This window comes from Achromobacter mucicolens (assembly GCF_902859725.1).
GTDB classification, from domain to species: Bacteria; Pseudomonadota; Gammaproteobacteria; order Burkholderiales; family Burkholderiaceae_B; genus Achromobacter; species Achromobacter mucicolens.
The window spans coordinates 51719-74281 of the sequence record NZ_CADIJP010000010.1; the positions used below are offsets into that span (position 1 = coordinate 51719).

At 66.8% G+C, this 22563-nt stretch carries 22 protein-coding genes; 7 read left to right on the forward strand and 15 right to left on the reverse strand.

The annotated features are described in order from the left end of the window. Position 1: 1 nt before the first annotated feature. The 4 genes from HV786_RS14235 to HV786_RS14250 form a co-directional block, all read right to left on the reverse strand. Positions 2–1105 carry a polyamine ABC transporter substrate-binding protein gene (locus tag HV786_RS14235; RefSeq protein ID WP_128827896.1) on the reverse strand — a complete coding sequence of 368 codons (1104 nt, stop codon included), beginning with the start codon at positions 1103–1105 and terminating at the stop codon, positions 2–4. Between the two features lie 145 nt (positions 1106–1250). Then, positions 1251–1982, reverse strand: coding sequence for a 3-deoxy-D-manno-octulosonic acid kinase (locus HV786_RS14240; RefSeq protein ID WP_175211137.1), 732 nt, complete (start codon positions 1980–1982; stop codon positions 1251–1253). Continuing rightward, positions 1972–2394, reverse strand: a complete 423-nt coding sequence (locus HV786_RS14245; RefSeq protein ID WP_175211139.1) for a group II truncated hemoglobin — start codon at positions 2392–2394, stop codon at positions 1972–1974. The genes HV786_RS14240 and HV786_RS14245 overlap by 11 nt, the downstream gene beginning before the upstream one ends. After that, complete coding sequence (locus HV786_RS14250) at positions 2394–4925, reverse strand: ABC transporter permease (RefSeq protein WP_175211141.1); 2532 nt, start codon at positions 4923–4925, stop codon at positions 2394–2396. Before HV786_RS14250 ends, HV786_RS14245 begins: the two co-directional genes overlap by 1 nt. Before the next feature lie 102 nt (positions 4926–5027). Between HV786_RS14250 and HV786_RS14255 the strand changes: the two genes are divergently transcribed. The 3 genes from HV786_RS14255 (at position 5028) to HV786_RS14265 (ending at position 7920) form a co-directional block, all read left to right on the forward strand. Beyond that, on the forward strand, positions 5028–6002 hold the full coding sequence (locus HV786_RS14255; protein ID WP_056320112.1) for a TRAP transporter substrate-binding protein: 975 nt from the start codon (positions 5028–5030) through the stop codon (positions 6000–6002). Between the two features lie 103 nt (positions 6003–6105). Beyond that, positions 6106–6606, forward strand: a complete 501-nt coding sequence (locus HV786_RS14260; protein WP_056320109.1) for a TRAP transporter small permease — start codon at positions 6106–6108, stop codon at positions 6604–6606. A gap of 36 nt (positions 6607–6642) precedes the next feature. Next, positions 6643–7920 carry a TRAP transporter large permease gene (locus tag HV786_RS14265; protein WP_128827895.1) on the forward strand — a complete coding sequence of 426 codons (1278 nt, stop codon included), beginning with the start codon at positions 6643–6645 and terminating at the stop codon, positions 7918–7920. A gap of 121 nt (positions 7921–8041) precedes the next feature. Here the strand turns inward: HV786_RS14265 and HV786_RS14270 are convergent, their stop codons facing one another. Next, complete coding sequence (locus tag HV786_RS14270; protein ID WP_013392635.1) at positions 8042–8332, reverse strand: DUF3579 domain-containing protein; 291 nt, start codon at positions 8330–8332, stop codon at positions 8042–8044. A gap of 179 nt (positions 8333–8511) precedes the next feature. On the opposite strand from HV786_RS14270, the gene HV786_RS14275 reads away from it, so the two are divergent. After that, positions 8512–9693, forward strand: a complete 1182-nt coding sequence (locus tag HV786_RS14275; RefSeq protein WP_175211143.1) for an aspartate aminotransferase family protein — start codon at positions 8512–8514, stop codon at positions 9691–9693. Positions 9694–9749: 56 nt separating this feature from the next. Next, entirely contained in the window at positions 9750–10691 is a 942-nt protein-coding gene (gene argF, locus HV786_RS14280) for an ornithine carbamoyltransferase (RefSeq protein ID WP_056320238.1), read from the forward strand. A gap of 75 nt (positions 10692–10766) precedes the next feature. Here the strand turns inward: argF and HV786_RS14285 are convergent, their stop codons facing one another. The 4 genes from HV786_RS14285 to HV786_RS14300 all read right to left on the reverse strand — a co-directional run bounded on the left by HV786_RS14285 (position 10767) and on the right by HV786_RS14300 (position 13762). Next, positions 10767–11327: a DUF4286 family protein gene (locus tag HV786_RS14285; RefSeq protein ID WP_128827894.1), complete on the reverse strand. Its 561-nt coding sequence runs from the start codon at positions 11325–11327 to the stop codon at positions 10767–10769. Positions 11328–11339: 12 nt separating this feature from the next. Continuing rightward, positions 11340–11870 carry a carboxymuconolactone decarboxylase family protein gene (locus HV786_RS14290; protein WP_128827893.1) on the reverse strand — a complete coding sequence of 177 codons (531 nt, stop codon included), beginning with the start codon at positions 11868–11870 and terminating at the stop codon, positions 11340–11342. Between the two features lie 2 nt (positions 11871–11872). After that, positions 11873–12826 carry a Bug family tripartite tricarboxylate transporter substrate binding protein gene (locus HV786_RS14295; protein WP_175211145.1) on the reverse strand — a complete coding sequence of 318 codons (954 nt, stop codon included), beginning with the start codon at positions 12824–12826 and terminating at the stop codon, positions 11873–11875. A gap of 69 nt (positions 12827–12895) precedes the next feature. Continuing rightward, positions 12896–13762, reverse strand: coding sequence for an amidohydrolase family protein (locus HV786_RS14300; RefSeq protein ID WP_175211190.1), 867 nt, complete (start codon positions 13760–13762; stop codon positions 12896–12898). A 97-nt stretch (positions 13763–13859) separates the two neighbouring features. Between HV786_RS14300 and HV786_RS14305 the strand changes: the two genes are divergently transcribed. After that, on the forward strand, positions 13860–14786 hold the full coding sequence (locus tag HV786_RS14305) for a LysR family transcriptional regulator (RefSeq protein WP_152383860.1): 927 nt from the start codon (positions 13860–13862) through the stop codon (positions 14784–14786). Between the two features lie 70 nt (positions 14787–14856). Next, positions 14857–16197: an argininosuccinate synthase gene (gene argG, locus HV786_RS14310; RefSeq protein WP_056320095.1), complete on the forward strand. Its 1341-nt coding sequence runs from the start codon at positions 14857–14859 to the stop codon at positions 16195–16197. Positions 16198–16272: 75 nt separating this feature from the next. On the opposite strand, the gene HV786_RS14315 is transcribed toward argG, so the two are convergent. From HV786_RS14315 to HV786_RS14340, 6 genes are all read right to left on the reverse strand, one after another. Continuing rightward, positions 16273–18201, reverse strand: coding sequence for a potassium transporter Kup (locus HV786_RS14315; RefSeq protein ID WP_128827892.1), 1929 nt, complete (start codon positions 18199–18201; stop codon positions 16273–16275). Continuing rightward, a complete protein-coding gene (locus HV786_RS14320; RefSeq protein WP_063952906.1) occupies positions 18198–19268 on the reverse strand; it encodes a sensor histidine kinase in 1071 nt (356 codons plus the stop codon). Before HV786_RS14320 ends, HV786_RS14315 begins: the two co-directional genes overlap by 4 nt. A gap of 114 nt (positions 19269–19382) precedes the next feature. Next, positions 19383–20054: a response regulator transcription factor gene (locus tag HV786_RS14325; protein ID WP_008164454.1), complete on the reverse strand. Its 672-nt coding sequence runs from the start codon at positions 20052–20054 to the stop codon at positions 19383–19385. Between the two features lie 63 nt (positions 20055–20117). Continuing rightward, complete coding sequence (locus HV786_RS14330; protein ID WP_056320087.1) at positions 20118–20603, reverse strand: ExbD/TolR family protein; 486 nt, start codon at positions 20601–20603, stop codon at positions 20118–20120. Next, positions 20603–21574: a MotA/TolQ/ExbB proton channel family protein gene (locus HV786_RS14335; RefSeq protein WP_175211147.1), complete on the reverse strand. Its 972-nt coding sequence runs from the start codon at positions 21572–21574 to the stop codon at positions 20603–20605. Before HV786_RS14335 ends, HV786_RS14330 begins: the two co-directional genes overlap by 1 nt. Position 21575: 1 nt before the next feature. Next, entirely contained in the window at positions 21576–22394 is an 819-nt protein-coding gene (locus HV786_RS14340) for an energy transducer TonB (protein ID WP_062838440.1), read from the reverse strand. Positions 22395–22563: the final 169 nt, after the last annotated feature.

Consider the following 22563-nt stretch of genomic DNA (forward strand, 5'->3'; position numbering starts at 1 on the left):
ACTAATTTCCCAACTTCAGCTCGGACCACAACTTGTTCTGCAGACGTGCAATGTTCAAGGGCAGCGCCTTGATCACGTACAGGGTCTTGGATACCTCGGCGGGCGGGTAGATCATGGGGTTGTCAGCCACATCCTTGTTCACGTACTGCCGCGCCTCTTTGTTGGCGTTGGGATAGAACATGGTGTTGGTGATGGCCGCATGGACCTTCGGCGTTTCGATGTAGTTGATGAAGGCCAGCGCCTCTTCGGGATGCGGCGCATCCTTGGGGATGACCATCAGGTCGAACCACGCCGGCGCGCCACCCTTGGGAATGAAGTAGTTCACTTCATAGGGCTTCTTGGCGTCCTGCGCGCGCTTGCGGGCGATCATGACGTCGCCGGAAAAGCCGTAGACCATGCACAGGTCGCCCACGGCCAGCTCGTCGATGTAGCCCGACGAACTGAACTGGCGGATGTACGGGCGGATCTTCTTCAGCACTTCCATCGCGGCCTGGTAGTCGGCGGCGTTGGTGCTGTTGGGGTCCTTGCCAAGGTACTTGAGCACGGCCGGGAAGACCTGCGCGGCTTCGTCCAGCATCGAGATGCCGCACTCCTTGAGCTTGGCGGCGTTCTCGGGCTTGAAGATCATGTCCCAGCTGGCCAGGTCCACGTCGTCGCCCATGATCTGCTTGACCTTGGTGACGTTGTAGCCCAGGCCGTTGGTGCCGTAGCCCCACGGAATGGCGTGTTCGTTGCCGGGATCGACCGTGGCGACCAGCGCCATGATTTCCGGATCCAGGTACTTCCAGTTGGGGATCTTGGACTTGTCCAGCTTCTGGAACAGGCCGGCTTCGATCTGGCGCGAGGCGTAATGGGTGGACGGGACAACGACGTCGTAACCCGACTTGCCGGCCAGCAGCTTGGCCTGCAAGGCGTCGTTGCTGTCATAGACGTCATAGCGGACCTTGATGCCGGTTTCCTTCTCGAAACCCGGGATCGTGTCCGGGGCCGTGTATTCGGCCCAGTTGTAGACGTTGACGACCTTGTTCTGCGCAACCGCCGCCGATGTAGCTGCCGCAGCCAGCACCGCGCCGAGCGCCCAGCGCATTCCCGCCTTCAGTTCCATTATGTCCAGCCCCCTTGCTCTATGCCGTTTATGACAGGAGTACCAAAAGGCGAAATGATAAAGCCTTTTAGCGCTGACCTGCCCAACTTTGGGGGGTAATTGGCGCAATTGCCCCCGTGGCGGCCGCGCGCCGGCGGGCCGGCGGTCAGGGCTGGATGCCGATGCCCCAGGCCGTCCAGTAACTGTCGCGCAGGCGCATCCAGAAACGGTCGCCGGCCTCGCCGGCCACCTTGCGCAGCGACCGGCGCAGCCGGTCCAGATTGGCCTGGCGCTGACGCTCGGACAGCGCGCCTTGCGTGCCGCGGTCGAAGTCGATGAGCCAGACCCGGCCGTCGTTGCCGATGAGGATGTTGAAGGCGTTCAGGTCGGCGTGCCAGACGCCCGCCCGGTGCATGCGGACGATGGCGTCGGCCACCGGCTGCCATAACGGTTCGGTCAGCGCCTGCGCCAAGGGCCGCACGCCTGGGATGCGCTCGACCACGATGGCCGCGCGGTAGATCGGGCCCTGGCGCCAGTACGCCGCCGCCAACGGGGCGGGCACCGGCAGCCCTTGCGCGCGCAGCGCGGCCAGCAGCCGGTATTCGCGAAAGCTTCGGGTGCGCGACTCGCCGTTCCACAGATAGGCATCGCGGCTGATGCGGGCGATCATGCCGCCGCGGCGGTAGCGCCGCAGCACGCCCTGCCAGCCCTGCCCCTCGACGAACCACGCCGCCTGGCGTCCGCCGGCGTCTACGGGCCGCGCCCGGTCGCCGTAGTGCGCAGGGTTGAAGACTTCCGGCCCCGCGTCGGCAAGGCGCCGCGCGTCGCTGAGCATGGCGCCGGCCAGCGGACCCTCCCAGGCGGTGCGCCGCGCGCCGGATCGATCGTCACCCTGCACGATTGCGCATCCAGTCGGCAACGCCGTAGAACGATTCGAGCAGCCGCTCGATCAAGGCGGGCTCGATGCCCTCGTCTTCCATCGCACGTCCGATGCAGGCCACCCACTGGTCGCGCTCGACTTCGCCGATGGAAAACGGCAGGTGGCGCGCCCGCAGGCGGGGATGGCCGAAGCGCTCGATGTAGTGGTCCGGCCCGCCGAAGTATCCGCACAGGAACCAGAAGAGCTTGTCGCGCGCCTCGTCCAGGCTGGGGCCGTGGGCGGCGCGCAGTTCCTTGAGGTCGGGCTCCATGTCCATCAGGTCATAGAAACGGTCGACGAGGGCGCGCACGCCGGCTTCGCCGCCAAGAAGGTCAAACATGGTGCGGGAATTTTCCACGGGTTCTGTAATGGTGAGGACGCGGGACGTCATCAGGTTTCTCGAAGGGTGACGAGCGGCGGCGTGCTGCGCACGCCGCGCAGGGCAAGCGCGCCGCCCGCCCAGGCTCCCAGCATGCCGGCGCCGATGCCGGCCAGCCACGGCCAGAGGCTGAGGGTAATGGTGAAGTCGAACACCTGCGTTGACAAAACCCAAGCGATCGCCGTGGCGCCAGCCGCCGCCAAAAGACCGGCCAGCCCGCCCACCGCCCACAGCTCGATGCGCTGGGAACGGGCAAGCTGACGGCGCGTGGCGCCGAGCGCGCGCAGCACCGCCGCCTCGCGCATCCGCTCGTCGCGCGTCGCGGTCAGCGCCGCGGACAGCACCAGCACGCCGGCGGCCAGGGTGAACAGGAACAGGAGCTGCACCGCGCGGCCCACTTCATTCAGCACGGATTGCAACTGCTGCAGGATGGCGCCCACGTCGAACACCGTCAGGTTCGGAAACTCCCGCACCAGCGCGGGCAGCACCGCCGCCTTGTCAGGCGGCAGGTAAAAGGACGTGATCCAGCTCTGAGGCATGTCGGCCAGTGCGGCGGGGGTCAGGATGGCGAAAAAATTGACGCGCATCGTATCCCAATCCACCCGGCGGATGCTCGACACGGCCACTTCCACCTGCTGGCCGGCCACGTCGAACGTCATCTTGTCGCCCAGGCCGATGCGCAGGGACTGCGCCAGTCCCGCTTCCAGCGAGACCTCGGCCGAGCCCGGCGCCAGCCAGCGGCCCTGCTCGATGCGGTTGGAAGACGGCATCTCGTCGCTATAGGACAGGTTGAATTCGCGGTCCACCAGGCGCTTGGCGCGCGGTTCTTCGTAGTCGTCCGGTCCCACCGGCTTGCCGTTGACCGCGATCAGCCGGCCACGCACCATCGGCGACAACGTGATGCGGCCCAGCCCTTCGCGCGTCAGCGCATCGGTCACGGCCTGGCGCTGGTCTGGCTGCACGTTGATCAGGAACCGGTTGGGCGCGTCCGGCGGCATGGTGCGCTGCCACCCCTGGATCAGATCGGTGCGGGTCATGGTCAGCAGCAGCAGCGCCATCAACCCGACAGCCAGCGCGCAGACCTGCGTGATCGTGGCCGCCCGGCGGCGCACCACGCCCGCCAGGGCAAAGCGCAGCGCGGGAAACCCGGCCGCCAGGCGGCGCACCCGCGCCAGCCCCAGGATGCACAGCCAGGCCACCAGGGCAAACACGCCGAAGGCGCCCAGAAAGCCGCCGGCCACCACACCGCCCAGCTTCGCGTCGCCCGCGAACCACCAGATCAGGAGCGCGAACCCCACCGCGCCCAGCACGTAACCGAAGGCGCTGCGGGCGCTGATCGTATCCGCGTCGCGCCGCAGGACGCGGGCGGGCGGCACGTGCCGAAGCTGCGCCAGCGCGGGCAGCGCAAAGCCCAAGAGCAGCAGCAGCCCGGTCAACAGGCCCTGAAGCGCCGGAATGGCCGACGGCGCCGGCAGCGTGGTGTCGATCAGCGACCCCAGCAGCATCACCAGCACCTGGTGCACGCCAAAGCCCAGCAGGCAGCCGGCCGCGGACGAAAACAGGCCAACCAGCGTGAATTCCAGCGTCAGCATCCGCGCGACCTGCGACTGCACGGCGCCCAGGCAGCGCATGACCGCGATGCCGTCGCGGTGCCGCGTCATGTAACGCCCCGCCGCCAGCGCCACGGCCACGGCCGAGATCAGCACCGCCAGCAGCGCAACCAGCGACAGGAAACGCTGCGCGCGGTCCAGCGTGCGGCGCACTTCGGGGCGGCCCGACTCCAGCGTGGCGATCTTCTGGCCGCGCTTGAGGTTCTGGTTCAGCCAGGCGGAGTACCCGGCCACGGCGTCGGGCTGGCCGGCGATCAGCATGGCATAGCCGATGCGGCTGCCCGGCGCGATCAGTCCGGTGGCCGGCAGGTCGCTGGCGCGCAGCAGCACGCGCGGCGCGACGTTGACGAACTGCATGCCCTTGTCCGGCTCATAGGTGATGACGCGGTCAATGCGCAGGTGGGCGTCGCCCACATTGAGCGTGTCGCCCACCTTCAGGTTCAGCAGTGCCAGCAGCTGGGCGTCGACCCACACCGCGCCTTCGGGCGGCACGTCGCGCGTGGGTGCGTCGGGCGCAAACGGCGCATCCGCCACCCGCAGCGCCCCGCGAAGCGGGTAGCCGGGTTCCACGGCCTTCAGGGCGGCCAACTGTGCGCCGTCGCCGGCACCGACCATGGACGGAAACTGCCACGTGCTGGACACGGTGAGGCCGCGCTCGCGCGCCTGATCCTTGAAGGCGGCCGGCACGGGCTCGTCGGCGTCCAGCACCAGATCGGCGCCCAGCATCTGGCCGGCATCGCGTTCCAGCGCGCGTCCGACGCGGTCCGCCAGAAAGCCCACGCTGGTGACGGCCGCCACCGCCACGACCAGGGCCAGCACCAGCAAGCGCAGTTCGCCGGCACGCGCATCGCGCATCATCATCCGGGCGCCCAGGCGCAGGGTGGACCAGAAACCGGGGCGCTTGGCCTGTGACATATCAGGGAAATCCATCATTCAACTATGTTAGCCAACGGTAAGAAAGCGATCTGATTCCCGATATCATCCCGGGGCGGGAGGCAAAGCCGCCCTTAAAGATAACCAATTCCGGAGAAGACAATGCGTAAATCCTGGCTTGCGGCCACGATTCTGGCCGCCTGCGCGGCCGCCACATCCCTGCCCTCGGCGGCACAGACCACCCTGAAGATGGCCTACGCCCTGTCGACCTCGTCGCACTACGGCGCCGGCGCCGACGCGATGGCCAAGTCCATCGAGGCCTCTTCCAACGGCAAGTTCAAGGTCCAGCAATTCGCCAACAGCGCCCTGGGCGGTGAACGCGAGGTCATCGAGGGCCTGCAGATCGGCACCATCGATCTCGCGATCGTTTCGACCGGTGCAACCCTCAATTTTGTTCCCGAAACCGGCGTTTTCGATATTCCTTTCCTCTTGCGCGACCTGCCGCACGCCCGTGCCGTGCTCGACAGCAAGATCGGCCAGGACATGCTGGCCAAGTTCCCCAGCCGCGGCATCGTGGCGCTGGCCTGGGGCGAACAGGGCTTTCGCCACCTGACCAACAACGTCCGCCCGGTCAAGACCCCGGCCGATGCCAAGGGCCTGAAGATCCGCACCACGGAAAACCCCATCCACATCACCGCCTTCCGCCAGATCGGCATCCTGCCCACGCCGATGGCCTGGCCCGAAGTGGCCACCGCCCTTCAGCAGGGCACCATCGACGGCCAGGAAAACCCGCTGTCCGTGATCACGTCGGCCAAGCTGTCGCAGATGCAGAAGTACCTGTCGCTGACCGGCCACGTGTACGGCCCGGCCCTGGTGCTGATGTCGGCCAACGTCTATGAAGGCCTGTCGGCCGCCGACAAGGCCAACTTCGACAAGGCCGGCAAGGAATCGGCCCAGGCCATGCGCGCCTACGTCGACAACATCGAGAAGACGGGCGTCGAGCAGCTGAAGAAGGAAGGCATGCAAGTCACCGAAGTGGACCGCGCCGCCTTCGCCGCCGCCGTGGAACCCGCCTACCCCGAGTACTACAAGAAGTTCGACAAGAAGCTGATCGACTCGATCCGCGACACCAAGTAAGCCGGCGCGGCCCCCGTGGCGGGGCCGCTCGCCTGGCGGCGGGGCCGGCTTTCGCCGCGCGCCCGCCCTATTTTTTTCGCGACTTTCGCCAACGGAATTCACCATGCGTTTGCTCTGCGCCTTCGACCGCGGCCTGTTCAAGCTGGTCTCGGCATTCGCCCAACTCCTCCTGGTCGCCGCCGCAGCGGCCGCGTTCTATCAGGTCATCGCCCGGTTCGTGCTGCATTCGCCCGCCGACTGGAGCGAGGTCCTCACCCGCGCGCTTCTCATCTGGACCGTGCTGCTGGGCGTGGCCCTGGCCTTTCGCCACGGCGCCATGATCAGCGTGGAACTGCTGCGCAACATGCTGGGCGGCAAGCGACGCCGGGTACTGGAAGCCATCATCGGCCTCATCTGCGCCGGTTTTCTCGGCTTTCTGGCCTGGATCGGCGGCAACATGACCTACCGCGTGCGGTTCCAGAACGTGCCGAGCCTGGACATCTCGATTTCCTGGATCTACCTGGCGATCCCCGTGGGCGCCACGCTGGCGGCCATCGCCGTGCTGGCCCGCTGGTGCGCCGGCGACGAAGAAGACGTGCCCGTGCGCAACGACGCGCAAGGCTGAGCCGCCCCTTATCGAACCTGAGCAGCAGAAATCGCCATGTCCCAATTAATGATTGTCTCGATGCTGATTTTCTTCGGGCTGTCCGTGCCGGTCGCCGTGTCGATCGGGCTGGCCAGCCTGGCGGGCGTCGGCGCCGCGGGCCTGCCCTGGCTGGTCGTCGCGCAGCAGTTGTTTGCCGCGCTGGACAAATACCCGCTCGTGGCCATCCCCTTCTTCATCCTGGCCGGCAACCTGATGGAAGCCGGCGGCATCTCCGAACGCATGGTGGAATTCGCCAAGAGCGTGGTGGGCGGCATCCAGGGCGGCCTGGCCTGCACCTGCGTGCTGACCTGCATGATCTTCGCGGCGGTCGCCGGCTCCAGCGTGGCCACCACCTTCGCGGTCGGCGCGATCCTGATCCCCGCGATGATCCGGCACGGCTATCCCGCCCCCTTTGCGGCGTCATTGCAGGCCAGCGCGGCGGAACTCGGCGTCATCATTCCGCCGTCGATCCCGATGATCCTGTTTGCCGTGTCCACCGACACGTCCACCGGCGAGCTGTTCATCGCCGGCGTCATGCCCGGCATCCTGATCGGGGTGGCGCTGATGTTCTACGTCTGGATCTACGCCAAGCGCAACAACCTGGGCAAGCGCGACGGCGAAGGCCGCCTGCCGCTGTGGCCGTCGTTCAAGCGCGCGTGGCTTGCGCTGCTGATGCCGGTCATCATCCTGGGCGGCATCTATGGCGGCATCTTCACGCCGACCGAGGCCTCGGTCGTGGCCGTGATGTACGCCGTCTTCGTGGGCAAGGTCATCTACCGCCGCCTCACGTTCCGCCAGTTGTCCGCCACGCTGCACAAGTCGGTCGTGTCGACCGCGGTCATCATGTTCGTGATCGCCAACGCCGGCCTGTTCAGCTTCCTGCTCAACCGCGCCGGCATTCCGGACGCGCTGGGCACGTGGCTCGCCCAGGTTTTCGACACAAAGTTCGGCTTCCTGATGGGCGTGAACGCCGCGCTGTTCGTCATCGGCATGTTCATCGAGACTTCGGCGTCGATCGTCGTGCTGGCCCCGCTGCTGCTGCCGGTGGCGCTGCAGTTCGGCGTGGACCCGGTGCACTTTGGCATCATCATGGTGGTCAACCTGGCGCTGGGCATGATCACCCCGCCGTTCGGCGTGAACCTGTTCGCGGCCTGCGCGGTGGCCAAGCTGCCGCTCGAGCGTATCGTCAAGCCGCTGGTGCCCTTCGTCGGCGTCGTGATCCTGTGCCTGATGGTCATCACCTATTGGCCCGGGCTGTCGCTGGGTCTGCGCGACCTGGTCTACGCCAAGTGATCCGCCTGCCGCCGTGCGGGCCAGCGCCCGCGCGGCGGGTAGCGCCCGGCCCGCCCGATGGGCGTGCAGGGCCGCAGAATGAGAAAAGCGCCCGGTTGGGGCGCTTTTTCGTTCTGGGGGCCTAGATTTCGCGTTCTTCCGTCTTGAGGTTGTTGTCGCGGGCGAAGTCCACCACGAACTTGTAGGCCAGCGGCTCCAGGTCGCGCAGGCGCAGGTCGACCACGATCCCGCGCACGCCATCGATCACGACGGGCAGCACATAAGGCGAATAAGTGAGGTGGTTACCAGCACAGCCGGCCGGCCGGAACTGTGCCATTACGCCGGCGAGCCGTTCCGCCCAATCGCTGGGGCGGAAGCGGCTACCGCTTTCGGTAACGCCATGAATTACGAATTGTCTGACGCGAGTTGCCATGTGTTCTTCACTGCGGGACGCCTTTCACGAAAGCCGGATCTTCGGCGTGATCAAACATGCGTGCCGCGCCGCGAATTGTATATGATTGATCCTTTGCCCTCTTTCAAACTGCGATTCGCCCCGATTCGCCCCTTGGAAGCGGGCACGCTGTCGATGCCATTCCCCCAGGAGGATCCGCGATGAGCTCGCCTCTGGCCAATATCTATGCCCGGCTGCCGGTGTCGTTCACGCACGGCCAGGGTGTCTGGCTGTGGGACGCCGACGGCCGAAAGTACCTGGATGCCCTGGCCGGCATCGGCGTCTCGTGCCTGGGCCATGCCCATCCCAAGCTGGTCGCCGCCATCACCGAGCAGGCCGCCCGGGTCATCCATACCTCCAACATCTACGAAATCCCCCAGCAGACCGCGCTGGCCGCCCGGCTGACGGCGCTGTCCGGCATGCAGGAAGTCGCGTTCAACAACAGCGGCTCCGAAGCCAACGAAGCGGCCATCAAGCTCGCCCGCTACTACGCGTACCAGCGCGGCAACAAGCACGCCCACATCATCACGATGGATTCGTCCTGGCATGGCCGCACGCTCGCCACGCTGGCGGCCACCGGCAGCGACAAGGCGCGCAAGGGCTTCGAACCCCTGCCCAGCGGCTTCATCCAGGTGCCGTACAACAACCTGGAAGCGGTGCGCGCCGCGGGCGACGCCGAGCCCCGCACCACCGCGGTGCTGCTGGAAGTCCTGCAGGGCGAAGGCGGCATCCGCCCGTCCGACATTGCCTACCTGCAAGCACTGCGCCAGTTGTGCACCGAGCGCGGCTGGCTGCTGATGATCGACGAAGTGCAGTCTGGCATCGGACGCACCGGCAAGTGGTTCGCGCACCAATGGGCCGATATCCGTCCCGACGTCATGACGCTGGCCAAGGGGCTGGCGGGCGGCGTGCCCATCGGCGCGATGCTGGCGGCAGGGCCCGCCGCGGGCGTCTTCACGCCGGGCAGCCACGGCACCACGTTCGGCGGCGGGCCGCTGGTGTGCGCCGCGGGCCTGGCGGTGCTCGATGCGCTGGAATCCGAAAACCTGCTTGAAAACGCCCATGCCGTGGGCGAATACCTGAAAGACCGCCTGGCCGGCGCGCTGGCCGGCACGCCCGGCGTGGCCGACATCCGCGGCCGCGGCCTCATGCTGGGCATCGAACTGGCCCGCCCCTGCGGCGTCCTGGCGCTGCGCGCCCTGGAAGCGGGCCTGCTCATCAACGTCACGCGCGACCGCGTCATCCGCATGCTGCCGCCGCTGATCCTGACCCGGGAAGAGGCCGACCAGATCGTCGCCCTCCTGGTGCCGCTCATCCAACAGTTCCTGGCCGAAAAACCATAATCAACGTCCCTGCCGGGCCACGAGCCTGGCCGGGCCCAATGACCTGCGACATCAACATGACTCCTCCCACGACTCAAAACGGCCCGCTGCGGCACTTCCTGCAGTTCAAGGACTTCTCGTCCGCCGAGATCGCCTACGTGCTGGACCGCGCGCGCCTGATCAAGGAAAAGTTCAAACGCTATGAGCCCCACATGCCGCTGCACGACCGCACGCTGGCAATGGTGTTCGAAAAGGCCAGCACGCGCACCCGCGTGTCGTTCGAGGCCGGCATGTACCAGATGGGCGGCTCGGTCATCAACCTGACGTCCAACGACTCTCAGCTCGGCCGCTCCGAGCCCATCGAAGACACCGCGCGCGTGATCTCGCGCATGGTCGACATCGTCATGATCCGCACGTTCGAGCAGACCCGCATCGAGCGCTTCGCGTCGCATTCGCGCGTGCCCGTGATCAACGGCCTGACCAACGAATTCCACCCCTGCCAGATCCTGGCCGACATCTTCACCTACATCGAGCACCGCGGCCCCATTGCCGGCAAGACGGTAGCCTGGGTGGGCGACGCCAACAACATGGCCTACACGTGGCTGCAGGCGGCCGAAATGCTGGGCTTCACGCTGCACGTGTCCACGCCGGCCGGCTACGAACTTGAAGCCGCCCGCATCGGCACGCCGCCCGACAAGGTGCTGCGCCAGTTCAAGGATCCCATGGAGGCGTGCAAGGGCGCGCACCTGGTCACGACCGACGTCTGGACCAGCATGGGCTACGAAGCCGAAAACGAAGAGCGCCGCGCCGCGTTTGCCGACTGGTGCGTGGATGCCGAAATGATGGCCGCCGCCGACCCGCAGGCCGTCTTCATGCACTGCCTGCCCGCCCATCGCGGCGAGGAAGTGACCGGCGAAGTCATCGACGGCCCGCAGAGCGTGGTCTGGGACGAGGCCGAGAACCGCCTGCACGTGCAGAAGGCGCTGATGGAATTCCTGCTGCTGGGTCAGGTCGACTGATCCCGTCCTTCAAGGAAAAAGGGGCCCGGACATCGCGCGATGTCCGGGCCCCTTCACTTTTGTGGCGCAACGGCGCTACAGGATCTTCCTGAACATCGTGCGCCGCGTGTTGCGAAAGGACGGCCGCACGCGGCTGCTCCAGTCGGTCGCGCGCACGGCCAGCCACGGCGGGCTGCCGAAGGTTTCCTGCGTGTGCAGGTCGTAGCTGGCCAGATACCGCGGCGACTCATCGCGGCATTCCCAGCGCTGCGCGCGCACCGTGCCGGGCACCGACGCCAGGCCCGGCAGGTGCTCCTGGTCGTACCAGGCGTTCAGGTCGGCCTCGGCCTCGGGCAGCACGTCGGTTTCGACGATGTAATGCCACGGCGCCTCCTGCCCCGCCGACGCGCCCGGCAAATCCAGCGTCAGATGCAGCACCCGCGCGTGCGCGCCGGGCGCCAGTTCATTCAGGCGGGCCTGGATCTGCGGCAATGCACGGGCCCCGCGCACGTATACGTAGGTGTCTTCGGCTTCCAGCGCAGCAAAGGCGCTGATCTTCACATCCTCCAGCCCGTCCGAGAGACGCCCGGCCAGCCCCTGAATGCGCGCCTCGTCAAACCGTTCGCCCAGCGACACCAGCAACATCGTTTCTTGCACAGCCCTCTCCTCTCAATGTCCGACGCGCAAGGCGACCAGGAAGCGCGACACCATGTTGTAGGCGCCCACCGTCGCGGTCAGTTCCACCAGTTGCGCGTCGTCGTAGCGCGCGCGCAGCGGCGCGAACACCGCGTCCGGCACCTCGATATCGCGGGTCATGGCGTCGGTCAGCGCCAGCACCTCGGCCTCGCCAGGTTCCAGGCCCTGTACCTGATCCGGAGCGGGATTGCCGCGCAGCACGTCGATGACCGCCTGCGGCATGCCGCCCGCCAGCGCGTGCGGCACATGCGCCTCGAACTCGTACGGCGCGTTGTTCAAGGTCGCCACGCGCAGGATGATCAGCTCGCGCAGCCGCGGCGCCAGCGACGTCTTCTGCCGGATCGCGGTCAGCATGGCTTCCCAGCCTTCGACCACGGCCGGACTGTTCAGCAGCACCTGATACAGCGGCGAAATGCGGCCGCGCGCGGCGGCGATGCGCGCCTCCAGCACGGCTAGTTCCGGGCGCGTGCCCGGCACGACGGGTTCGATTCGGCGGGCGCTCATGCTTACTCCGGACGGATGTTCTTGCGCTGGATCAGCGCGGTCCACTTCTCGCGGTCGGCGGCGATCAGCGCGCCCAATTCCTGCGGCGTGCTGGGCGCGGCCTCGGCGCCGAACTTCTCCAGGCGGGCACGCACGGTTTCGTTGCCCAGCGCGGCGCGCACGGCCTGGTTCAGCTTGTCCACGGTGGCGGCAGGCGTGCCCGCCGGCGCGACAAGGCCATACCAGTTGTTGGATTCGACGCCAGGAATGCCTTGCTCGGCCAGCGTCTTCACATCGGGCAGCAGCGGATGGCGGGTCGGCGCCGCCAGGCCCAGGGGCTTGAGCTTGCCGCCCTGAATGTGGCCGATGAGCCCCGGCACGTCGCCGAAGAATCCGGACACCTGATTGCCCATCACGTCGTTGATGACGGGGGCCGCGCCCTTGTAAGGCACGTGCAGCACCTTGGCCTTGCTGGAATCGGCGAACATTTCCAGCGTCAGGTGCGGAATGCTGCCGATGCCCGACGAGCCGATGGCGACCGACTGCGACGCGGCTTGCGACTTCTTCACGAAGTCGGCGGCATCGGTGGCCGGATTGGACGGGTTCACCACGAACACCGTGGCGTTGTTCACCACCCGCGACACCGGCGCGAAATCGCGCGCCGGATCGTACGGCAGGTCCTTGTACAGCGCCGGGCTGATCGCCACCGCGCCGACGCTGGTCAGGAACAGCACCGAGCCGTCGGCGGGCGCCTTGGCCACGTAGGCGGCCGCGATGTTGCCATTGGCCCCCGCCTTGTTCTCGACGATGACGTTCTGCTTGAGCTCCTTGCCCAGCTGCTCGGCCAGCACGCGGCCCACCAGGTCCACCGGACCGCCCGGCGGGAACGCAATGATGAGGCGCACGGGACCGTCGGCATGGGCCGCACCCGCGGCGGCCAGGCTCAGCACGGCGGCCGAGATGATTTTCTTGAACATGGTGTCTCCTCGTTGATGGGGGTGTGCTTGCGGCTCGGGCATCGTGGCCCTCGTTCCGCGGTCTCGGTACTACTGAAATCCGTAAAGCCGCGCGGGGTTGTCCACCAGCACGCGCTGGCGCAGCCCGGCGTCCGGGCACGCTTCGAAGAACGTGTCGACGAGCTCGCCGTCGTCCGGCATGTCGCCCGCCACATTCGGATGCGGCCAGTCGGTGCCCCACAGCGTGCGGTCCGGCATGGCCTGAACAAGCGCGTGCACGAAAGGGATGCCTTCGGCGAACGGCCGCCGGCCGGCGGCAATCCGGTCGATGCCGGACACCTTGACCCAGGCCGCGTCGACGTCGGCCAGGCTGAGCAGCGCCCGCATTGCCGGCGAATCGAGCCCGTCCGACGCCTTCAGCCGCCCCATGTGGTCCACGACGAACGGCACCGGCAACGCGAGCAGGCGCGGCAGCAATTCCGGCAGCATCGCGCCGTCCACATGCAGGCACAGGTGCCAGCCCAGCGGCGCAATCAGCGCGACCACATGGTCGAACACGGCCGGATCGGGCGCGCCGCCCAGATGCGGCACGAAATTGAAGCGCGCGGCCCGCACGCCACCCTCATGCAGGGCCTTGACGCTGGCCGCCGTGGCGTCGGCGCCCAGCAACGCCACGCCGCGATACCGCCCGGCGCTGCGCGCCAGCGCGTCCAGCAGCGCGCGGTGATCCGACCCATGGCAATTGGCCTGCACGACGACGGCCCGCTCGATGCCCAGATGGGCATGCAGCGCCGCCATGCTGGCGAACGGCGCATCCGGCGGCGTATAGGAACGGCCCTGCGCGTACGGAAACACGTCGTCCGGCCCGAAGATGTGGCAATGCGCGTCGCACGCGCCCGGCGGCAGCGCATGGCGGGGACGGGACGGCGAGGCGAGCGGCGGACGGCAATCGGGCACGGGGGACTTCCTCATTGCAAAACGCCATCGTCGCGGAATGTGGCCCGGCAAACAATGCTATACCTGATATTTCTGATATCGAAAAAGCTAATATCCGATGGATCTCAAGCAGATCGAATACTTCGTGCGGGTGGCTGAGCGCCGCAGCTTCTCGCGCGCCGCAGAGATGCTGGACGTCGCACAGCCCACGCTCAGCCGCCAGGTGAGGCTGCTGGAAGTTGAACTGGGCCAGCATCTGCTCTACCGCAACGGCCGCGGCGCCGAACCCACGGAGGCCGGCCTGCGCTTTTTGGAGCACGCCCGCGCCCTGCTGACGCTGGCCGAACGCGCCAAGGAAGATCTGCAGACGCTGCGCGAAACGCCCACGGGCAAGGTCATGATCGGCCTGCCGCCACGGATCGCGCGCGTGCTCACGCCCCCGCTTGTGCAGGCGTTCCGCCAGGACTTTCCCGATGCCTCCATCGCAGTGGCCGAGGGGCTGAGCGCCCAGGTGCGCGAATGGCTGCTCGCCGGCCGGGTGGACCTGGCCCTGCTCTATGATCCGGCCCCGTCCCCGCAGCTCGCGTACGAATCGCTGTTTCGCGAAGATCTCGTCCTGGCGGCCGCCGCGGGCCATCAGCCGCCCCTGCCCGATCGCGTGCCGGTTGCGCGGCTGGGCGACTATCCCCTGGTGCTGCCCAGCCTGCCCAACGCCATCCGCACCCTCGTGGAAAGCGTCTGCCGCGCGCAGGGCGTGCGGCTCAAGGTGGCGGCCGAGGTCGACGCCGTGCAGACCATCGTCGAACTGGCGGCGCAGGGCGACGCCTACGCCATCCTGCCGCGCTCGGCCGCGCGCGGCCCGGCCGCCGAGCATGAACTGTCCCTGTGCGCCATCGGTTCGCCCACGATCACCAACAACCTGGTGCTGGCCAGCCCGCGCCATCGCCCGGCCACCCGGCTGGCCGCCGCCACGGGCCAGCTCATTCGCGAACTGCGGCTTGCCGATCTGTTCGCCCCCGAGGCCAGCCCCCCTCAAAAGAGTTAAAATGGCGGGCTACTTTTCTTGTTTGGCGGCTCGTTGCTGTCAAAGTCCTGTTGGCGTCTCACCTCAAACAATGACCACTATCCTCCCGAACCTGCCCACCGGCCAGAAAGTCGGCATCGCCTTTTCCGGCGGCCTGGACACCAGCGCGGCGCTCCTCTGGATGCGCAACAACGGCGCCATTCCCTACGCCTACACCGCCAACCTGGGCCAGCCCGACGAATCCGACTACGACGAGATTCCCCGCAAGGCCATGGCCTACGGCGCCGAAAATGCCCGCCTGATCGACTGCCGCGCGCAGCTCGTGGCCGAAGGCATCGCCGCCCTGCAATCGGGCGCCTTCCACATCTCGACCGCCGGCATCACGTACTTCAACACGACGCCCATCGGCCGCGCCGTCACGGGCACGATGCTGGTCGCCGCCATGAAGGAAGACAACGTCAACATCTGGGGCGACGGCAGCACGTTCAAGGGCAACGACATCGAGCGGTTCTACCGCTACGGTCTGCTTACCAACCCGGAACTCAAGATCTACAAGCCCTGGCTGGACCAGCGCTTCATCGACGAACTCGGCGGCCGTTCGGAAATGTCCGAATACATGCGCCAAGCCGGTTTCGACTACAAGATGTCGGCTGAAAAGGCCTACTCCACCGACTCCAACCTGCTCGGCGCCACGCACGAAGCCAAGGACCTGGAGCACCTGAACTCCGGCATCCGCATCGTCAAGCCCATCATGGGCGTGGCGTTCTGGCGCGACGACGTCGCCGTCAAGGCCGAGGAAGTCACGGTGCGCTTCGAAGAAGGCCAGCCCGTCGCCCTGAACGGCGTCGAATACGCCGACCCCGTCGAACTGATGCTCGAAGCCAACCGCATTGGCGGCCGTCACGGTCTGGGCATGAGCGACCAGATCGAAAACCGCATCATCGAAGCCAAGAGCCGCGGCATCTACGAAGCCCCGGGTCTGGCCCTGCTCTTCATCGCCTACGAGCGCCTGGTCACCGGCATCCACAACGAAGACACCATCGAGCAATACCGCGAAAACGGCCGCAAGCTGGGCCGCCTGCTGTACCAGGGCCGCTGGTTCGATCCGCAAGCCATCATGCTGCGCGAAACCGCCCAGCGCTGGGTTGCCCGCGCCATCACCGGCGAAGTCACCATCGAACTGCGCCGCGGCAACGACTACTCGCTGCTCAACACCGTGTCGCCCAACCTCACGTACGCGCCCGAGCGCCTGTCCATGGAGAAGGTGGAAAACGCCCCCTTCACGCCGGCGGACCGCATCGGCCAGCTCACCATGCGCAACCTCGACATCGTCGACACGCGCGAAAAGCTGTTCACGTACGTCAAGACCGGCCTGCTCGCCTCCAGCGGCACGTCGCTGCCCCAACTGAAGGACGCGACCTCGAAGAAGTAATGCTTCAAGGCCCAACAAAAAACCCTCGGTTTTCACACCGAGGGTTTTTTTTCGCCTGACCGCTGCGCGGCGCGCCTAGAGTTCGACCTGCATGCCCATCTCCACTACCCGGTTCGCGGGGATCTTGAAGAACTTGGTGCTGCGGGTGGAATTGCGCGCCATGAACGAGAATATCGCGCGCCGCCAGCGCGACAAGGCAGGCTTCTTGGCCGCCACCACGGTCTGGCGCGACAGGAAGAACGACGTGCGCATCGGTTCCAGATCCAGTTCGGGGTAGCCCTCTGCGATCAGGCGCAGCGCCTCCGGCACGTCCGGATCTTCCTTGAAACCGTAGTTGATCGTCGCGGACCAGCTCGACGCGCTGAGCCGGTTCACCTCGAATCGCTCTTCCGGCGCAATATACGGCACGTCGGCCGACAGGATCGTCAGGAACAGCACCTGGTCGTGCAGCACCTTGTTGTGCTTCAGGTTGTGCAGCAGCGCCGACGGGACGTTGCCCGAATTCATCGTCATGAAAATCGCGGTGCCCGGCACCCGCGACGGCGGGTATTGCTCGAGCTGCTCCATGAATTCCTTGAGCGGCTGGCGGTCGCGCTGCTGCATGTCGGACAGCAGGTGCCGGCCGCGGCGCCACGTCATCATCAGCGTGAACACCACGATCGCCACCACCAGCGGCAGCCAGCCGCCCTCGTGAATCTTGAAGACGTTGGCCGAAAACAGCAGCACGTCCAGCAGCAGCAACAGGCCCAGCACCAGAAACCACATCATGCGCTTGACGCCCGTGGTGCCGCGCGGCAGCACCGCGAACGCCAGCACCGACGTCGTGAGCATCGTGCCCGTCACGGCGAAACCATAGGCGGCTGCCAGGTTGTCGGAGTTGCGGAACCACAGCACCAGCACCAGAACCGCGCACAGCAGCAACGCGTTGACCTGCGGCAGGTAGATCTGGCCCTTTTCGACGGCGGACGTGTGCAGGATCTGCATGCGCGGCCAGAAGCCCAGCTGCACCGCCTGGCGCGTCACCGAATAGGCGCCCGAGATCACCGCCTGCGACGCGACGATGGTGGCGACGGTGGCCAGCGCCACCAGCGGGGCAAGCCCCCATTCCGGAGCCATCAGGAAAAAGGGATTGCGGATCGCGGTGGGATCGCGCAGCAGCAGCGCTCCCTGGCCGAAGTAACACAGCGTCAGCGCCGGCAGCACCATGCTGAACCAGGCGCGGCGGATCGCCGGGCGGCCAAAATGGCCCATGTCGGCATACAGCGCCTCGGCGCCGGTCAGCGCCAGCACCACCGCGCCCAGCAGCACAAAGCTCACCCACGGGGCTTCGACGATGAAGCGCAGCCCCCATATCGGATTCAGCGCGGCCAGAATCTCGGGCGTCTGCCAGATCTGCCAACCGCCCAGCGCGGCCAGCGTGGCGAACCACAGGAACATCACGGGGCCAAACAGCTTGCCCATCGTCGCCGTGCCGCGCGACTGGATCGCAAACAGCGCGATGAGGACCACCAAGGCGATCGGCACCACCCAACGGTCCAGCGTGTGCGACACAATGCCGATGCCTTCCAGGGCCGACAGGACGGATATTGCCGGGGTGATCATGCTGTCGCCGTAGAACAGCGCCGCGCCGAAGATGCCCAGCACGATCAGGATCCAGCGCAGCTTGCCCTCGCGGGCCCGCACCGCCAGCTCCAGCAGCGCCAGCGTGCCGCCCTCGCCGCGGTTGTCCGCGCGCAGCACCAGCATGACGTATTTCAGGGACACCACCACCATCAGCATCCAGAACAGGATGGACAGCACGCCCAGCAGGTGGGCCGGTTCCAGATCGGTATGCACGCTCAGGCCGGTCAGGCAGGCGCGCAGCGTGTACAGCGGGCTGGTGCCGATATCGCCGTACACCACGCCCAGCGCGCCCAGGATCAGGGCGGCGCGCGACGAAGGCGCGTGCGCGCTGCCGGGGTGACCGGGGGGCAAAGAAGCAGAGCTGACCGTGCCTTGGCTCATGATGCAGGTTCTTGGCGAGTGAGTTGAGCCCCCTTGCGGGGGCCGGGGAACACGACCGACAGCCGCGTTCCGGAAAAATCGGGCCGGCTTGTGAGCTTCCACCACGCGCCGTGCGCATGCGCGATCTCGCGCACGATGGCCAGTCCCAAACCCGACCCGCCGGCCGTAGCCGTGGGCGACCGGTAGAACGCCTCGAACACGCGGTCGCGCTCTTCGGGCGGGATGCCGGGGCCGTCGTCTTCAACGGTCAGCGAGGGGGGATTGGCGCCGACGATCAGCGTGATGCGGCCGGTGGGGTTGCCATAGCGCAGCGCGTTGTCGATCAGGTTGCCCAGCAGTTCGGCCAGCAGCAAGGGATCCGCGTCGATCCAGATGGGCGTTTCGGGCGCGGCCAGGTCCAGTTCGTAGTGCGCCTCGCGCACGCGCGGAAACCATTCCGCGCCATGCACGCGCACCCATTCGCACAGGTCAATGCGCACGAAACTGTCCTGGGGCCGGGCGTTCGGATCGGCGCGGGCCAGCACCAGAAGCTGCTGCCCCAGCCGGATCATGCGGTCGCTGACGGCCTTGATGCGCTCGGCGCGGGCCCGGACATCGTCGGGCAAGGGACGCGCCAGCATGAGTTCGGATTCCAGCCGCAGGCCCGACAACGGCGTGCGCAGCTGGTGCGCGGCATGGCCGATGAAGCGACGCTGCGCGGCCAGCGACGCATCCAGCCGCAGCAACAGGTCATTGGTGTGGGTGACGAGCGGCTCGATCTCCACCGGCACGCCGGCGACCTCGAGCGGCTGCATGTCGTCGATGGAGCGTTGCCGGATTTCTTCGGACAGGTGATTCACCGACCGCAACCCGGAGCGCACGCCCTGCATCACCACCCACGCGAACAGCGCAATCAGCGCCACCTGCCCCACGACCATCAGCCAGAAGAAGTCTTCCAGCATCCACAACGACATGTCGATCTTGTGGGTGATGACCCAGGTGGCCGCCAGGTCCAGCAGGACGAGCAGCAGGATGGGCGGCATCAGGCGGATGACCAGATGCCGGGCCAGCGAACGGGAGGGAAGCATGGGGGGACGCGCAGCCGGAGACGGTTGTTGGGTGCGTTCCTGCGTCATGGCGCGAAGCCCTCGATGAGGCGGATGAATGCGCGCGGCTGGCGGTCGCCGGCCGCGGCTGGCCCGTCAGGCCGCTTCCACATCCAGCATGTAGCCAAAGCCGCGTACCGTCTGGATGCTGGCGCCCGTGCCTTCCAGGCGCTTGCGCAAGCGGTACACATAGACTTCGACCGCATTCTCGCTGAAATCCGCATCCCAGGCGGACAGGGAATTGACGATCTGGCGCTTGGTCACGACGCGGCCCACGCGGGCCATCAGCATTTCGAGAACGGAAAGCTCGCGCACCGACAGCGACAGTCGCTGGCCGTTGGCGCGCACTTCGCGGCCAACGGTGTCGAACACCAGCGGACCGACTTCGATGAGCGGCTGGGCCTGGCCCGCGCGCCGCCGGCCGAAGGCGCGCACGCGCGCAGCCAGCTCGGGCAGTTCAAAAGGCTTGGTGACGTAGTCGTCCGCCCCGGCGTCCAGACCGGCGACGCGGTCTTCGATGCCATCGCGGGCGGTGAGGATGAGCACGGGGACCTGATTGCCGTCCTGGCGCAGTTGGCGCAGCACGTCCAGGCCGCTCATGCCGGGAAGGTTGAGGTCGAGCAGCATCAGGTCATATGGCTGGCCTGCCAGCGCGCCCAGAACCCGGTCGCCGTCGGTCAGCCAGTCGACCGCATACCCCTGGTCGGCCAGGAATTCCTGGAGCGCATGGCCCAGGGTGGTGTCGTCTTCGATTACCAGAACTCGCATGCCGCGATTCTAGCGCGATCCAAAAAAAAAGGGGCGCGAAATGCGCCCCCTTTCTGGATTCGTTCACCGGCCGGACGGTGCCGCGGCGGGCGCCGCCGCCCCTGCCGGCGCACCGGCCGCCGGGGCGCCGCCAGAGGGCGGCGTCGTGACGAAACCGATCCGGGTCATGCCCGAACGACGCGCCGAGGCCATAACCTTGGCCAGCGTTTCGTAACGGGTGTTCTGATCCGCGCGGATGCGGATCTCGGGCTGCGGCTTGGTGCCGGCGATCGACTTGAAGCGATTGGGCAGGTCGTCGATATTGACCGGCTTCTCGTCCCAGAACAGCGCGCCGCTGGCATCGATGGCCAGGTCCACGGTCTTGGGCTCTTCCTCGATCTGCTCGGCGGCCACCTGGGGCATGTTGATCTTGATCGAGTGCGCCAAGAGCGGCGCCGTGATGATGAAGATCACCAGCAGCACCAGCATGACGTCGATCAGGGGCACCATGTTGATCTCGGACACCGCATGGCTTCCGGACCCTTTACCCTCAAAGCTGCCAAAGGCCATCATTCGCTCCCGCGTTGGACCGCGTGGCCGTTCTGGCGACGCAGCGCGCGCACCTTGCCGTCGGACAGCGCAACCTGCTGGCCGGTGGTCAGGAACGCAAACAGATCATGCGCAAAGGCATCCAGGCGCGACAGGAACACGCGGTTGTTGCGCACGAACGTGTTGTACGCCAGGACGGCCGGAATTGCCACTGCCAGGCCCAGGCCCGTCATGATGAGGGCCTCGCCCACCGGACCGGCGATGCGGTTGATGGTCACGCCGTCGGACAGGCCGATACCCACCAGTGCGTGATACACGCCCCACACCGTACCGAACAGGCCGACGAAAGGCGCCGTCGAACCCACCGAGGCCAGCACGGTCAGGCCGTTCTCCAGCTTGGCGGTTTCTTCGTCGATGACCTTGCGCATGGTGCGCGTGACGAAATCCGAATTGCTGCCCGACTCTTCCAGCTTGGTCGCGCCGAACTTGTTGTGGTGCGCCTGCGCGTGCATGGCGTGGCTGGCCAGGTGCGAGAAAGGATCGCGCGCGCCGTGCGTGTTGATTTCGTGCTCGACCTGTTCCAGCGAGCTGGCGTTCCAGAACTTGTTCAGGAAGTCGGCGGAACGCTTGCGCATGCTGACATTGCTGGCGGCCTTGACCAGGATGAGATACCAGGTCACCAGCGACATGAGGATCAGGATGACGAACAGGCTCTTGCCCACGAAGTCGCTCTGCGCGACGAAGTGCAGGAAGCCCATGTCGGGCGTCGGCGCGGGCGTGGCCGGCAGCGACGCCGCGGCGCTGTGCAGCGCGTCGGCCGACTGCTGAACGGCGCCAGCGGCCTGCTGGACGGCGCCGGCGGCTTGCTGGGCGACCTCGCCGCCCGTCGTGGCGGCCTGCTGGGCTGCGGGCGCGGCGGCGGCAGCCGGCGCTGCTGCCGGGCTGGTGGTCGCCTGCGCCACCAGGGTGGCGCTATGCAGTGCGTTGGACATCTCAGTTCCTCATTACGAAATCGAACGGAATTTTTGCTTTGGCGGGATAGGCCACGCCATTGCGGGTATACGGCTTGAAACGGCCTTTGCGGGCGGCTGCCAGCGCCGATTCGTCCAGACGCGGAAACCCCGACGAAGCGTCGATGGTCGCGCGCTCGACCAGGCCCTGGGTGTTGATCTCCACCAGCACCACGACACGCCCCTCTTCCCGCATGCGGCGCGATGCCATCGGATAGTTGGGCATCGGCCGCGCACCCTGGAATTCAATGCTCGAGACCAGCACGGGCTGATCGGGCGGCGGGCCCTGCGTCGGGCCTTGCGGCGCCTGCGTGCCTTCTGGCGCGCCGCTGGGCGGCGTCTGCTGCGGCGGCGTCTCGGGCTTGGGCTCGGGCTTGACCTCCTGCTTGGGCTGAGGCTTGGGCTTGGGCTTCGGCTTGGGTTTGGGCGGAGGCGGCTTGGGCGCCGGCATGGGCGGCTTTTCGACTACCGGCTCGGGTTCGGGCTCCGGCTCGGGTTCCGGTTTCAATTCCGGTTCGGGCTCGGGTTCGGGCTCGATCTCGGGCTCCGGCTCGGGGGGCGTCTCGGTGACCGGCTGCGGCACTTCGGGCGTAGGTTCGGCTTTGGCGATCTGGGGAACGGGCGCATCCACTACGCTCACCATGATCGCCTCGGGTTCCTCCAATTCAGGACGACTCTCCGGCGCCATGAAAATTGCGCCGATCACCGCTGCATGAAGCGCAACGACCGCCAGGCCAGCGCCTGCGCGAATACCAAAAGAAGACCGCGAAGAAGAATTCCAACCGGGTTGAAGACTAGGCATGAATCAGCCAGGGTGCATTGACTTTTCCGGCCTGCCAGGAAGTTGACGCGCACAAAACCGCGGCGCCGGCTGACCGGTACAAGCCCGTCATAGTATCTTAAATGCGAATGATTCGCACGTTGTATTTCGAATGGAACAGCGTAACACTGCTGATCGGAATCAAGGCAGC

Bases quoted from the DNA above. Each gene is read 5' to 3' on its own strand.
- HV786_RS14260 (WP_056320109.1), top strand. From the start codon at position 6,106: ATGCGTTTGCTCTGCGCCTTCGACCGCGGCCTGTTCAAGCTGGTCTCG.
- HV786_RS14330 (WP_056320087.1), bottom strand. From the start codon at position 20,603: ATGGCCTTTGGCAGCTTTGAGGGTAAAGGGTCCGGAAGCCATGCGGTG.
- HV786_RS14275 (WP_175211143.1), top strand. From the start codon at position 8,512: ATGAGCTCGCCTCTGGCCAATATCTATGCCCGGCTGCCGGTGTCGTTC.
- argF (WP_056320238.1), top strand. From the start codon at position 9,750: ATGACTCCTCCCACGACTCAAAACGGCCCGCTGCGGCACTTCCTGCAG.
- argG (WP_056320095.1), top strand. From the start codon at position 14,857: ATGACCACTATCCTCCCGAACCTGCCCACCGGCCAGAAAGTCGGCATC.
- HV786_RS14290 (WP_128827893.1), bottom strand. From the start codon at position 11,870: ATGAGCGCCCGCCGAATCGAACCCGTCGTGCCGGGCACGCGCCCGGAA.
- HV786_RS14325 (WP_008164454.1), bottom strand. From the start codon at position 20,054: ATGCGAGTTCTGGTAATCGAAGACGACACCACCCTGGGCCATGCGCTC.
- HV786_RS14250 (WP_175211141.1), bottom strand. From the start codon at position 4,925: ATGATGGATTTCCCTGATATGTCACAGGCCAAGCGCCCCGGTTTCTGG.
- HV786_RS14315 (WP_128827892.1), bottom strand. From the start codon at position 18,201: ATGAGCCAAGGCACGGTCAGCTCTGCTTCTTTGCCCCCCGGTCACCCC.
- HV786_RS14305 (WP_152383860.1), top strand. From the start codon at position 13,860: ATGGATCTCAAGCAGATCGAATACTTCGTGCGGGTGGCTGAGCGCCGC.
- HV786_RS14335 (WP_175211147.1), bottom strand. From the start codon at position 21,574: ATGTCCAACGCACTGCATAGCGCCACCCTGGTGGCGCAGGCGACCACC.
- HV786_RS14245 (WP_175211139.1), bottom strand. From the start codon at position 2,394: ATGACGTCCCGCGTCCTCACCATTACAGAACCCGTGGAAAATTCCCGC.
- HV786_RS14255 (WP_056320112.1), top strand. From the start codon at position 5,028: ATGCGTAAATCCTGGCTTGCGGCCACGATTCTGGCCGCCTGCGCGGCC.
- HV786_RS14265 (WP_128827895.1), top strand. From the start codon at position 6,643: ATGTCCCAATTAATGATTGTCTCGATGCTGATTTTCTTCGGGCTGTCC.
- HV786_RS14340 (WP_062838440.1), bottom strand. From the start codon at position 22,394: ATGCCTAGTCTTCAACCCGGTTGGAATTCTTCTTCGCGGTCTTCTTTT.
- HV786_RS14320 (WP_063952906.1), bottom strand. From the start codon at position 19,268: ATGCTTCCCTCCCGTTCGCTGGCCCGGCATCTGGTCATCCGCCTGATG.
- HV786_RS14295 (WP_175211145.1), bottom strand. From the start codon at position 12,826: ATGTTCAAGAAAATCATCTCGGCCGCCGTGCTGAGCCTGGCCGCCGCG.
- HV786_RS14235 (WP_128827896.1), bottom strand. From the start codon at position 1,105: ATGGAACTGAAGGCGGGAATGCGCTGGGCGCTCGGCGCGGTGCTGGCT.
- HV786_RS14270 (WP_013392635.1), bottom strand. From the start codon at position 8,332: ATGGCAACTCGCGTCAGACAATTCGTAATTCATGGCGTTACCGAAAGC.